Annotated in this window: 14 protein-coding genes; 5 read left to right on the top strand and 9 right to left on the bottom strand. The window is 65.3% G+C overall.

All coding sequences use genetic code 11. The annotated features are described in order from the left end of the window. Positions 1–12 precede the first annotated feature (12 nt). The 4 genes from AC4LGL_RS02955 to AC4LGL_RS02970 all read right to left on the bottom strand — a co-directional run bounded on the left by AC4LGL_RS02955 (position 13) and on the right by AC4LGL_RS02970 (position 2865). The gene (locus tag AC4LGL_RS02955; RefSeq protein ID WP_491837535.1) at positions 13–672 is read right to left on the bottom strand and encodes a cutinase family protein; all 660 of its coding nucleotides are present in this window, start codon (positions 670–672) and stop codon (positions 13–15) included. Between the two features lie 28 nt (positions 673–700). After that, positions 701–1183 (bottom strand): Rv0361 family membrane protein, encoded by a 483-nt coding sequence (locus AC4LGL_RS02960; protein ID WP_491837536.1) that lies wholly within the window; start codon positions 1181–1183, stop codon positions 701–703. Between the two features lie 74 nt (positions 1184–1257). Further along, positions 1258–1962: a hypothetical protein gene (locus AC4LGL_RS02965; RefSeq protein WP_491837537.1), complete on the bottom strand. Its 705-nt coding sequence runs from the start codon at positions 1960–1962 to the stop codon at positions 1258–1260. 9 nt (positions 1963–1971) lie between these two features. Further along, on the bottom strand, positions 1972–2865 hold the full coding sequence (locus AC4LGL_RS02970; RefSeq protein WP_491837538.1) for a hypothetical protein: 894 nt from the start codon (positions 2863–2865) through the stop codon (positions 1972–1974). 159 nt (positions 2866–3024) lie between these two features. On the opposite strand from AC4LGL_RS02970, the gene AC4LGL_RS02975 reads away from it, so the two are divergent. Beyond that, complete coding sequence (locus tag AC4LGL_RS02975; protein WP_491837539.1) at positions 3025–5292, top strand: ATP-dependent DNA ligase; 2268 nt, start codon at positions 3025–3027, stop codon at positions 5290–5292. 19 nt (positions 5293–5311) lie between these two features. Here the strand turns inward: AC4LGL_RS02975 and AC4LGL_RS02980 are convergent, their stop codons facing one another. Continuing rightward, a complete protein-coding gene (locus AC4LGL_RS02980) occupies positions 5312–6103 on the bottom strand; it encodes a helix-turn-helix domain-containing protein (RefSeq protein ID WP_491837540.1) in 792 nt (263 codons plus the stop codon). A 107-nt stretch (positions 6104–6210) separates the two neighbouring features. On the opposite strand from AC4LGL_RS02980, the gene AC4LGL_RS02985 reads away from it, so the two are divergent. From AC4LGL_RS02985 to AC4LGL_RS02995, 3 genes are read left to right on the top strand one after another with little or no spacing between them, the layout of a single operon-like run. Continuing rightward, the gene (locus AC4LGL_RS02985) at positions 6211–6669 is read left to right on the top strand and encodes a hypothetical protein (protein WP_491837541.1); all 459 of its coding nucleotides are present in this window, start codon (positions 6211–6213) and stop codon (positions 6667–6669) included. A 49-nt stretch (positions 6670–6718) separates the two neighbouring features. After that, positions 6719–7213, top strand: a complete 495-nt coding sequence (locus AC4LGL_RS02990) for a nuclear transport factor 2 family protein (protein ID WP_491837542.1) — start codon at positions 6719–6721, stop codon at positions 7211–7213. Positions 7214–7223: 10 nt separating this feature from the next. Beyond that, positions 7224–7805 carry a TetR/AcrR family transcriptional regulator gene (locus tag AC4LGL_RS02995; RefSeq protein WP_491837543.1) on the top strand — a complete coding sequence of 194 codons (582 nt, stop codon included), beginning with the start codon at positions 7224–7226 and terminating at the stop codon, positions 7803–7805. Here AC4LGL_RS02995 and rnhA read toward each other — a convergent pair. The 3 genes from rnhA to AC4LGL_RS03010 all read right to left on the bottom strand — a co-directional run bounded on the left by rnhA (position 7799) and on the right by AC4LGL_RS03010 (position 10404). Next, positions 7799–8266 (bottom strand): ribonuclease HI, encoded by a 468-nt coding sequence (gene rnhA / locus AC4LGL_RS03000; protein WP_055120690.1) that lies wholly within the window; start codon positions 8264–8266, stop codon positions 7799–7801. The two genes, AC4LGL_RS02995 and rnhA, sit on opposite strands and share 7 nt — an antisense overlap. 66 nt (positions 8267–8332) lie before the next feature. After that, positions 8333–8983: a VOC family protein gene (locus tag AC4LGL_RS03005; RefSeq protein WP_491837544.1), complete on the bottom strand. Its 651-nt coding sequence runs from the start codon at positions 8981–8983 to the stop codon at positions 8333–8335. Between the two features lie 26 nt (positions 8984–9009). Continuing rightward, positions 9010–10404, bottom strand: coding sequence for an acyl-CoA dehydrogenase family protein (locus AC4LGL_RS03010; RefSeq protein WP_491837569.1), 1395 nt, complete (start codon positions 10402–10404; stop codon positions 9010–9012). Positions 10405–10527: 123 nt separating this feature from the next. Between AC4LGL_RS03010 and AC4LGL_RS03015 the strand changes: the two genes are divergently transcribed. Then, complete coding sequence (locus AC4LGL_RS03015; RefSeq protein WP_491837545.1) at positions 10528–11007, top strand: hypothetical protein; 480 nt, start codon at positions 10528–10530, stop codon at positions 11005–11007. A gap of 66 nt (positions 11008–11073) precedes the next feature. On the opposite strand, the gene AC4LGL_RS03020 is transcribed toward AC4LGL_RS03015, so the two are convergent. Next, positions 11074–11400: a hypothetical protein gene (locus tag AC4LGL_RS03020; protein WP_491837546.1), complete on the bottom strand. Its 327-nt coding sequence runs from the start codon at positions 11398–11400 to the stop codon at positions 11074–11076. Positions 11401–11491: the final 91 nt, after the last annotated feature.

An 11491-nucleotide genomic window follows, 5' to 3' on the forward strand; every position in this document is an offset into this window, starting at 1 on the left:
AGGTGGGTTCGGCTACAGCCGTCCGGCTATGAACCCCGCCGCCTGGTCCGGGTACGGCGGAAGCTCGTATGCGCTGTGTGCCGCGCGCAGACGCCCACCCTCGACACAGATCGGATCGCCCGGGCTGCACAGGTCGATGGCCCGACCCGCGAATTGGCCGGTACCGGACAGCGGAGTGCCGAACCGGTTGCCGGGATTGCCGAACACCGCGACCGCGGCGACGCGGTCGGCGCTCTCGGGCGGCAACGCGGGAGCCGAGCCGATCGTGCCGATCCGGTCACCGATCGGCGGTACGCCCGCCAACATCGAGACGGCCGCCGCGCCTTGCGAGAATCCACCGAGCACCACCTGGGTCCCGGGACATTGGTCGGCCAGCCAGGCGATGTGTCCGGCGGCGTCGTTCGCACCGACTGCGGTGGTCAGGAAGTTGAGCCCGGCCGGATAATTCACCCCGTACACGCCCAGGCTTCGCGGCGCGATCCTCGGCCCGAGTTGGTCGACGAGCGCCTGGCCCACCCGGCCGATCCCGGGCGCCTCACCGGTGCCGCGCGCGAAGACCACCTCGACATCCGAGCACGGGTCGGCTGATGCCGCGGGTACCGGGCTGGTCAGAACGGCCGTCGCAATCGACACAGCGATGGCCGACCGGAGGACTGCGGTGTTCAGCGACATCAGCCCATGTTCACATCTTGGCGGCACCTCAGCCTGGTTCATCGCCGAACTGCTTCGAGACGCTGTCGCACAGCTTCCACGTCCCGTCCTCTTTCTGGAAGTACAGCGCGCCCTTCAGGGGAGGATCGGATCGGGTGAACTCGGCCTGCGCGACGTCCCCACGAACAGTCACGTCGGTGATGTCGATCGGCTTCTTTCTTGACGGGTCAGGGGACTGGGGGCCCAATGGGTCCCAAGTGTCGAGCTGCAGGAGCTCCTCAGCCTCCTCCGCGCACATCATGTCCAGAACCTTGCGCTGATCGTCCGTATCGACCGCCTCGGCGAAACTGATTGCTCTGGAACGGATCTCCTGTTCCGTCGAATTCGGTCCGCCTGCGAGTGTGAAGTACGCCAGCACCCCTCCGGCGACGAGCAACGTGACCACCACGGTCAAGGCGATCCACCATCCGGTGCGGGACTTCTTCACCGGCGGTTGGGCGGCCTGCATGTACGGCGGTTGCGCGTAAGGCACATTGGGCGGTTGAGATGGCGGCCATTGTGGCTGCTGAAATGGCGGCCAGGGCGGCGGTTGTGACGGAGGCGTCGTCATTGCTCGTCCCAGCGACGCATCAGGAGCTCGTCGAGTTCCGCGCCGAATTCGCCGGGCGGATCAAAATTGCCTTCATAGGCGAGGGTCACCTTCCCGGGGAGGCGGCTGTTCACGCAGTAATACAGCTGCCCTGAATCCTTCGTGAACCACATGATCTGCGAGGGTTGGGACTCGATCTCGTCGAAACTCTCGCTCGGAAACCAGTCATATCCTTCCAAACTCTCCCAGGCATCTGGGCGCTTGATTCCATAAGACTCCCGATCCTGGGCGGTAAATCCCGGATGCACCTCGCGCAGGAACGTCTGTACGGCAGCGGGAAAGCAATCGAAGAATTCTGCCATGGGCTGCCCGAGGGTGGCCGGATCCCAGCCGAGCCACAGTGCTGGAAAGCCATCTCGGGCTTGACCTGCCACATAAATGAGGACGTTTTCGACCAAACCGCCCGATTGCCGGCGAAAGACCCTGACATCCGAGAGTTCGTCCCGAAATCGTCGGGCAAAACCGGGAAGCAGGTCGCTGAAATCCGAGCCCCACAAGGACAGGGCGTGGCGACATCTTTCCGATGAAGTGTCGGCGGATGCGATCGGTCGCCAGTTCTGCGGTATGTCTGCCAGTTCCGGTGCTTGTGCCCCGACCGGGGTCCAGGTGGCCTCCCCGCCGCCGATCTCGGCGAGGATATCGCCGACTTCATATTCTGCCACTGTGACCTCCTACGTGCCCTGGCTCACCAGGAGCGCATTTATCAGGTTCTGCATGTCGGTCATCTTTTGGGTTTGCAGCGTTATCTGTTGACCGACCCAGGCGGAATCGGCTTTCGGCAGGAGCCGGAGAGGACTGCCTGAACTCTTGCCCGAATTTGGGCCGCTACCCATCCATTGCAGGTTTGCCGGAGTGGTCGCAACGATCATCATGTTGCGGGCATTCAGGTCTTTGAAGCCGGGCATCTGGATGAGGGCGGCGAGTGGAACAATGTGATCAGCCGAAACCTTTGGTGTCTTGCCGTCTGCGTGGAACCCATATGTTTGGTCCGGGTAGGCCCGATTTGTATCTGTTCCTCCCGGACGAGGCGTCCCGTTGAGGGGCATGTCGCCGATCTCTTTTGCCGAGGGTGGGTTGTCTTTACGGATTTCCCTGTGCAACCCGGAAAGTTCTTTGGGCACCAGGTGGCGCGCCCGATCCATGTCTTTGACTCCGGGCAGGGGGCCTGGGCTCCATCCGGACTGCGCGACACCTTGTCGTTGGGTTTCGACGTCTCGTAACTTTGCCGGACTGGGTGCTGCGAATGCCGGACCGCCCGGATTTGCCTCGTTGATCAGGCGGACGGCCTCGACGCATCCGCGATCGCGTTGCTGAAGCACCGCCCGCTCGGCGTTCTGCGCCTCGGCTTCAGCGTTGTAGGCGTCAACGGCCGCGTGGTCGAGAGGATTGGGCTGGTAACTGTTGTGCTGACTTCTGCGCTGATCATGGCTGTCTTCGGCAGCGAGAAGCTCCGGACAAATGTCCATCTTCGTCGTGAGGGCATACGCCGCCGGTGCCGCGATCAAGGCGTTCGCGAAGACCAGGATGGTGAGGATCAGGGCTACAACGGAACTACGTCGATTCATCTCGGCCTTCCCCCAAGGTCGCGTCCGCGCCCGAACTTCACGTCCCGCGCGGCACGTCGATCGGGATCATTGTATGGCCGTCGATATCTAGCGGTGACCGGGAAACATGTGGCCTCGGATCGGCATTTGATTCTTGATGTCCGCGTATAGGTTGGGAAGATGGAGCGCTATGAGCGGGTTCGGCTGACGAACCCCGACAAGGTGCTCTATCCCGCCACCGGCACCACCAAAGCCGAGGTGTTCGACTATTACCTGAGCATCGCCGAGGTGATGCTTCCCCACATGGCCGGCCGCCCGGTGACCCGAAAGCGTTGGCCGAACGGGGTGGCAGCGTCGTCGTTCTTCGAAAAGCAGCTGGCGTCTTCGGCGCCGAGTTGGCTGGAGCGCGGCAGCATCGCGCACAAGTCCGGCACCACGACCTATCCGATCGTCAACACCCGCGAGGGGCTGGCCTGGATCGCCCAGCAGGCTGCGCTGGAAGTGCATGTGCCGCAATGGCGGTTCGCCGCCGACGGCAGTCAGGGCCCGGCCACCCGCATCGTGTTCGACCTCGATCCGGGTGAGGGCGTCACCATGCCGCAGCTGTGCGAGGTGGCCCAGGCGGTGCGCGAACTCATGGGGGATATCGGGCTGACGACGTATCCGCTCACCAGCGGCAGCAAGGGTCTGCACCTGTATGTGCCTCTGGCCGAGCCGATCAGCTCCCGTGGCGCCTCGGTCCTGGCCAAGCGGGTGGCCCAACAACTCGAGCAGTCGATGCCGACGCTGGTCACCGCCACCATGACCCGCAGTGTGCGGACGCAGAAGATATTTCTGGACTGGAGCCAGAACAACGGGGCCAAGACCACGATCGCTCCGTACTCGCTGCGCGGGCGTGAGCACCCGACCGTTGCCGCGCCCCGCACCTGGGACGAGATCGCCAACCCTGATCTGGGCCACCTGCGATTAGACGAAGTGCTGCAACGGGTTTCCGATGACGGTGACCTGCTGGCCGGGCTCGACGAGGACGCACCCCGGATCGACAAACTCACCACCTACCGCAGCATGCGCGATGCGGGTAAGACGCCCGAGCCGGTGCCTCGGGATCTCCCGGCGACCGGAAACAACGACCGGTTCGTGATCCAGGAACACCACGCCCGGCGGTTGCATTACGACCTGCGGTTGGAACGCGATGGCGTGCTGGTGAGTTGGGCCGTGCCCAAGAATCTGCCCGACACCACCGCGGTGAATCACCTAGCCGTGCATACCGAAGACCACCCGATCGAGTACCTCACCTTCCACGGCTCGATCCCCAAGGGGGAGTACGGCGCCGGGAACATGGTCATCTGGGACACCGGCACCTACGAGGCGGAGAAGTTCAGGGTCAGCGACGATCCCGAGGCCCGCAACGGTGAGGTCATCTTCACCCTCAGCGGCAACCGCATCGACGGCCGGTACGCGCTGATCCAGACCGAGGGCAAGAACTGGCTGGCGCACCGGATGAAGGACCAGAAGTCGGCGATGCCCGAACCGAAGGACTTCGCGCCGATGCTGGCCACCGAGGGTTCAGTGGCCAAACTCAAGGCCGGCCCGTGGGCCTTCGAGGGCAAATGGGACGGCTACCGGCTGCTGGTGGACGCCGATCACGGCCGCCTGCAACTGCGTTCCCGCCGCGGACGTGACGTCACCGGCGAATACCCGCAATTGGAAGCGCTGGCCGCCGATCTCGCCGACCACCACGTGGTGCTCGACGGCGAGGTGGTGGCTCTCGACGACTCCGGGGTGCCCAGCTTCGGCGAGATGCAGAACCGGGCCCGCTCCACCCGAGTGGAATTCTGGGCCTTCGACGTCCTGTGGCTCGACGGCCGGTCCCTGCTGCGCGCCAAGTACTCCGACCGGCGAAAGGTGTTGGAGGCGTTGGCCGCCGGCGGCGGCCTGATCGTGCCCGAGCCGCTGCCCGGCGACGGTCCCGAGGCCATGGAACATGCCCGTGAGCACCGGTTCGAAGGGGTCGTTGCCAAGAAGCGGGACTCGACCTATCAGCCGGGCCGGCGGTCGGCCTCCTGGATCAAGGACAAGATCTGGAACACCCAGGAGGTGGTGATCGGTGGCTGGCGCCAGGGGGAGGGCGGTCGCAGTAGTGGAATCGGGGCGCTGCTGCTCGGCGTCCCCGGCCCTGACGGGCTGCAGTTCGCCGGCCGCGTCGGCACCGGGTTCACCGAGAAGGAACTGGCCAAGCTGAAAGGCATGTTGGCCCCGCTGCACACCGAGGACTCGCCGTTCGACAAGCCGTTGCCGAAGCTCGACGCCAGAGGAGTCACGTTCGTGCGGGCCGAGCTGGTCGGCGAGGTGCGTTACAGCGAGCGCACCAGCGACCACCGACTGCGCCAGCCCAGTTGGCGCGGGCTGCGGCCCGACAAGACGCCGGACGAGGTGGTCTGGGAATGATGCGGGAACTCTCTTGGCGTCATCGAGCCAGCGATTCGAACGCATCCGCGGTCGTGCGATCGGCCGGAAAGAGCAACTCGATGGCCAATTCGGAAATCGTGACTTCGAACGGCATGTCGAAGGTGCCGAACATGCCGAAGAACGACCACTCGCCGCCGTCTGGTGCCCGGACTCTGACCGGACCAAGGTTCTGTGCGAAGTCGGATTCGCTTGCTGCACTGTGGTCTTCGTCCGGCAGGTAGGTCTCGAACTCCTTCAGGAGTTGCACGAGCTGTTGGTCGGCGGTGACGGCGAGCTGGCGCTGAATGCGATCACGAAAGTAGACCATGACGTCGCGGGCATTGATGATCTGCGGAACCAACTCCAGGGCGATGCGGAGGACGTTGACGGGCGGGTTCAGCAGGGCTGGGTCGATGGTCGCGATGAGTGGCTGTACGGCGGCATTGGCGGCGACCAGGTTCCAATTGCGGTCGAAGACGACTGCCGGATACGGCTCGTGACTTTTCAGAATCCGCTCCAACGCCTCGCGGATCGGGGCGAGTTCAGGTGCGCCGAACGGGTGCTCGGGAAATGCCGGAGCGTGTCCCGCGGCGAGCAGCAGCCGGTTGCGTTCGCGGAACGGTAATTCCAGCCGCTCTCCGAGCCGCAGCAGCATGTCTCGCCCGGGCTTGGAGCGGCCGGTCTCGACGAAGCTCAGATGACGCGCCGACACACCCGCGTCGAGTGCCAGCGACAGCTGGGTCAGTCGACGCCGTTGCCGCCACTCCCGCAGCAGCGGCCCGACCTGAGGAGTGGGGCTGGTGGTCGCCATTCGCACCGACTGTAGCCGGATCAGGTGCGCTGCTCCATTACCTCCAGGTAATCGACAGCACGACCTCTGACCTCGACGATCACTGGAATGACGATTGGGAGGACGAAATGACCAATTTGCTTCGACGGCTGGTCTGTGGCGCGGCCGGCGCCCTGATGGTCGTCGCATTGTTGCTGCCCTGGGCCGAGGTTCAGGACGCCGATCGCATCGCGTGGGGGTTGTGGAAGCTCACTTTTCCGCTCTGTGTGGCCTTGGCTGCGTGCGCGTTGACCACCGCGATCACCGGCGGACAGATCGGCCTGAACCGGCCGGATGTTTCGATCATCGGCGCGACTGACGGTCTTGGCGTAATCACCACAGTGACGCTGGCCTGGCTGCTGTTCGGCGTCTTCCCCGCTCACGCCGGCCGCCAGCCGGCCCTCGTCCTGGCGCTGGTGTCGGCAGCCGCGGCCGCCCTTGCCGCCGCTGACTACCGCCCGCTGCGGGGAGCGCCTCTGTTTCCGCGAATGGTCGAGGAGCGCGGCAGTGACCACCGCCCCAGCAGACCTTCTGAATCTCGTCGATGAGGCATGACTTTCGGTTGACGTTGTCACATGAATGGGTCATGCTGTTCGTATGACGATGTCACATGAACGGGCGACCGATGCGCGCCTGAAGCGTCTCTTGGATCGCGAAGAGATCAGCGACGTGCAACTCAGATACGCGACCGCGGTCGACTCGCGCGATTGGGAACTGTTCCGCACCTGCTTCGCGGACGAGGTCGAGGCGGACTACAGCTCTGTCTTCGGCACTCCGCCGGCCCGGCTCGGCGCCGACGAATTCGTTGCGATGATCGCACCGGTGATGAGCACGCTGACCGCAACCCAGCACATGATCACCAACCTTGCGGTCACGGTCGAGGGTGAGAACCACGCGACCGTCGCGGCGTATGTGCGCGCCATCCACCACAACGCAGCGGCCGACGGCGGCACCGAGCAGACCGTGTACGGGTACTACACGAACACATTCGTCCGCACGGTCGATGGTTGGCGGATCTCGAAGCTGAAGCTCACTTCACGCATTCAGACCGGCAATCCCGCGGTGTTCGGCGCGCTTCCGGTTGCGGGTTGATGCGGTGTCCATGACCCGTACCGAGACGGCAGCTGCCACTCGCCGGGCCCTGCTCGACGAGGCGGCAGCACTGCTGGATGTGGGAGGGCCACCCGCAGTGACCTTGCGTGAAGTCGGCGCACGGGCGGGGGTCAGCCGTGGCGCACCCTACGGTCACTTCGCCGACAAGGAGACCCTGCTGACCGCCGTTGCTGCCGAGGGGTGGGAGTTCGTCGGCGACGAGATGCAGGCGCTGCACCACGATTCCGGGCTTTCGCCCGCGGAAACGCTGCGCGCGGCGTTACTCGTCGTAGTGACCCTCAGCCGCCGGAGGCCGTACCTCTATCAGTTGATGTTCAGTCCCGGGCTGAGCGACCCCGACGTCATTGCGTGTGCGGCGCAACGCATGTGCGACCAGTTCCTCGTCATCGTCGCGGCTGCCGTCGGAGAAGAGGACGCGAATCGTCATGCAGCCGTTCTGCTGACCGCCGCCCACGGTGCCTCCGGCCTGGAGACCAGTGGCCTGCTCCACACCGACAAGTGGCACACCACGGCCGACGAACTGATCGACAGTCTGCTCGCAACGATCCCGGGTCTTGACCGCCGTCAGTGAACCAGATCGCCCGAACCGTCGAGCGCTTCCCGAAGTCCCCGGGTCGCGAGTTCGTCGGCCAACTCGTTGTCGGCGATCCCCGAGTGGCCCTTCACCCAGAACCACTCGACCTGGTGCTGGGCGCAGGCGGCCTGCAGCCGCTGCCAGAGGTCGACGTTCTTCACCGGCTGCTTGGCGGCGGTCAGCCAGCCATTGCGTTGCCAGCCGAGCACCCACTTGGTGATGCCGTTGCGGACATAGGTGCTGTCGGTGTGCAGATGCACCACCACGGGCCTCGTGAGTGCCTCGAGCGCCATGATGGGCGCCATCAGCTCCATCCGGTTGTTGCTGGTGGTTCCGGGTTCCCCGCCGTACATTTCGCGAACATGCTCGCGGTGGCGCAGCACGGCACCCCAGCCGCCGGGGCCCGGGTTCGGCCGGCACCCGCCGTCGGTGTGGACGACAACGACGTTGTCACTCATCTGTCCGGCGTCGGTCATGCGCTGAGGATAGGTAACCGCATCGAGCGACCGGCGCCCCGACACACGTCAAGCCCGCAGAGTCGTCGAGATCACCGCGGTGTGCACCGACATGCCGAGGTCGCGGTGCCGCAGCGTGGTGATCCGGCGCCCGGGCTGGACCGCGTCCTTGACCGGCCCGGTGCGGTCGCCGAAGAACGCCGCCGTCGCGTCGATGTCGGCCACCGTGTAGGTGATTCCCCACAGCGTCGAGGGGCCGTCACTCGCTGTCTCCGGCGAACCGACGACCTCGATGATGACCTCTCCGAAGCGGAAGAAGACCTGACGCATCCGTCGTCCGCCGAGTTCGGTGTCCCGTTCCCGCCGCGGTTTTTCGCCGATGGCGGCCATGGAGGCGATCGTCCGGCCCAGGTCGGCAGTCAGCAACACGATGTGATCGATCGCGGTGACACCGTTCGTGTGGCTGCCGGCCTGAGCGGTGGCGGTGATCGACCGTGCGGTCGGGATGCCGTCGACGTCTTCGAAGGTGCCGTCTGCCGGGAGGCCTCGCAACGACCACCCGACAATGCCGGTGCCGCGGTCCCGCCCGACCAGTCGGATGCGCACCCCGCCGACCCGGCAGACCGGGCCGGCGTCTCCGCCGGGATCAACACTGAATCCCGCCTGCGTCCAGGCGCCCGGCGAGTCAGCGACTTCGAGTTCGTCGACGGTGACGGTCATGGACGTCGAATCTATCCGGCGTCCGGTCACTTGCGCGGCGGGCGTAGGGCCTTCATCGCGAGGCGCATGACGGGCTCCGGTACATGGTCCTTGGCCGACAGTGCGGCGCCGGCCGCTCGGGTCCGCAGCGGTGTGCCGCGTCCGAACCACCGGTTCAACGGGCCGCCGGACGGCTCCAGGTCGACGTGCAGTGGGGGTTTGCCGTCGGCGGCCCCGAGAGCATGCGCGATGACGATGCGCTGGATCTCGCTGGTGCCCTCGAAGATCGTGTACAGCTTGGCATCCCGGTACCACTTCTCGACGGGATGATCCGTGACGTAGCCCCAGCCGCCCATGGTCTGGATGGCCTGCTCGGTGGTGCGGACTGCCACCTCGCTCGCGGCCAGCTTCGACATCGATCCCTCACCGCGGTCGAACCGCACCCCGGTCGCGGCCATCCAGGATGCCCGCCACGTGAGCAACCGGGCGGCATCGATCTGGGTGGCCAGGTCGGCGAGTGGAAACGCAATGCCCTGGTTGTCGATGATCGGGGCGCCGAAGGCGATCCGGCGATTCGCATACTCGGTGACGTATTCCAGTGCCGCCCTGGCGATTCCGAGGGCCTGTGCGGCCACCATCGGCCGGGTCTGTTCGAAGGTCCCGAGGGTGGCCGAGCCGGAATTCGGGGCGCCTGCGACGACTTCGCGGGCCCGGGCCAGCTTGTGCTCGAGTTTGTCCTGACCGCCGAGCAGGTGGTCGGCAGGAACCCGGACACTGTTGAACTTGAGCTCGGCGGTGTGTGAGGCCCGGCAGCCGAGCTTGTCGAGTTTGCGCACCGTTTCCAACCCCGGGGTGCCACCTTCGACGATGAACAACGCCTGCCCCTTGTGGCCGAGGTCTTTGTCGACGACTGCGTTGACCACGTGCACATTGGCGATACCGCCGTTGCCGATCCACATCTTGTGGCCGTTGATGATCCAGTCCGCGTCTGCTCCGGGTCCGCTACGGACGGCGTGGGTGCGCAGGTTGCGCACATCGCTGCCGCCCTCGGGCTCTGAGATCGCCAGGGCGGCAAGCTTCAGGTCCCCCGGGGCGCCGAAGCATTCGGGAGCCCACCGCAACATCTGTTCCGGCGAGGCGGCCTGACCGATCGCCGACAGCGCGAGTGCCGGCATGACGATGGCCAGGCCGATCCCGGCGCAGCCCCAGAACAGTTCCTCCATGAACATCGGCAGGGACAGGCCGGTGGGGTCACCGATCAGATCGCGATAAAACAGCGGACTGTAGAAGCCTTGCGTGGCGGCTTCCTCGAGTACCGGCCACGGAAACTCCTGGCGCTGGTCGTACTCGGCAGCGACCGGTCGGATGACCTGTTCGGCGAACTCGTGGGTGCGTCGAGCCAGGTCATGCTGCGCCGCGGTGGGGGTGATGTCGAATGCCACAGCGGGTGGAATACCCACTGTGGCAGCTGCCGAACTTTCGGTCCGTGAAATCCGAAGCCTGCCGGCCGGTGCCGGCGAAAGTCATGCGTGGAGCGTGGTCGGCCGTCAAATATTCTTTGAGGTATGGCTCTGTGGAAATCGCGCTCGGCTGTTGGCATTCAACTGAGCCTGGCGGCACTGCTGGTTTCGTCATCGATGATGGCTTCCGGATGCGCCTCGGCAGACCCCGGGCCGTCGCAAGGGCCGCATGCGGTCGATCCGGCCTCTGCCGAGGGCAGCGCCATGCTCGAAACCGCAACGGCCGCCGCCGCCAAGGAACTCGGAAAGCGCGTCAAGCTCGCGCCGGCCAAGTTCAATGCGGAACAGGGGTGGACCTACTTGAGCGCGACGATTCAAGAGCCCGACGGCAGCAAGATCGACTTGAGTGATACCCCTCTGGGCGAGGCAGCCGCCAACGGCGGTGCGTCGAACCGATTTGACGGGCTGTTCCAGACTGACGGCTCGAAACCGACGTTGATCGAGACGAGTGTCGGCGCGACCAACCCGGTGTGGGAATTCTGGCATCAGACCCATCCGTCGGTTCCGGCCGGAATCTTCCGCTAACTGCCGATGACGAGCCCGACGCTCAAGGTCGATACGGCCGCTATCCGTGCTGTTGCCACCGAGGACTCAATCGGAAGGCTGGCCTGTTTCAGCTATCCGCCGTTGCGCCTCGGCCGGTGAAATCCGAAGCCTCCGGGCCAGCACGGCGGCCGGATCGAACCGCGGCGGGGCCGCGGTCTTGGTGGCCACCATCCGGCCGAGTAGCCGTTGCTGGGCAGTCGCCAGCCGCTTCTCACCGGCGTCGAGCCGGCTCAAAACCTCGTGGAGCTCCGCGCGGGTCAGTGCATGCACCGACAGGGCGTCGATCTCTTTGCAGGCGGCGTTCAGATGTTCGAGGGCATCGCCGACGATCGTCCGCTCGATGTCCCTCTCGGAAACCAGTATCGAACTCATGTTCGGTACCGTACGCCGACGCACCGACATTGATTGTGTTCAACCGGTTCGGGTGAGGATGGTCTTGCTCGTTCGCCGCTGGTGATGACCC

It is taken from the genome of Mycolicibacterium arcueilense, assembly GCF_058536225.1.

Bases quoted from the DNA above. Each gene is read 5' to 3' on its own strand.
- AC4LGL_RS02955 (WP_491837535.1), bottom strand. From the start codon at position 672: ATGTCGCTGAACACCGCAGTCCTCCGGTCGGCCATCGCTGTGTCGATT.
- AC4LGL_RS02970 (WP_491837538.1), bottom strand. From the start codon at position 2,865: ATGAATCGACGTAGTTCCGTTGTAGCCCTGATCCTCACCATCCTGGTC.
- AC4LGL_RS02975 (WP_491837539.1), top strand. From the start codon at position 3,025: ATGGAGCGCTATGAGCGGGTTCGGCTGACGAACCCCGACAAGGTGCTC.
- AC4LGL_RS02980 (WP_491837540.1), bottom strand. From the start codon at position 6,103: ATGGCGACCACCAGCCCCACTCCTCAGGTCGGGCCGCTGCTGCGGGAG.
- AC4LGL_RS02985 (WP_491837541.1), top strand. From the start codon at position 6,211: ATGACCAATTTGCTTCGACGGCTGGTCTGTGGCGCGGCCGGCGCCCTG.
- AC4LGL_RS02990 (WP_491837542.1), top strand. From the start codon at position 6,719: ATGACGATGTCACATGAACGGGCGACCGATGCGCGCCTGAAGCGTCTC.
- AC4LGL_RS02995 (WP_491837543.1), top strand. From the start codon at position 7,224: ATGACCCGTACCGAGACGGCAGCTGCCACTCGCCGGGCCCTGCTCGAC.
- rnhA (WP_055120690.1), bottom strand. From the start codon at position 8,266: ATGAGTGACAACGTCGTTGTCGTCCACACCGACGGCGGGTGCCGGCCG.
- AC4LGL_RS03005 (WP_491837544.1), bottom strand. From the start codon at position 8,983: ATGACCGTCACCGTCGACGAACTCGAAGTCGCTGACTCGCCGGGCGCC.
- AC4LGL_RS03015 (WP_491837545.1), top strand. From the start codon at position 10,528: ATGGCTCTGTGGAAATCGCGCTCGGCTGTTGGCATTCAACTGAGCCTG.
- AC4LGL_RS03020 (WP_491837546.1), bottom strand. From the start codon at position 11,400: ATGAGTTCGATACTGGTTTCCGAGAGGGACATCGAGCGGACGATCGTC.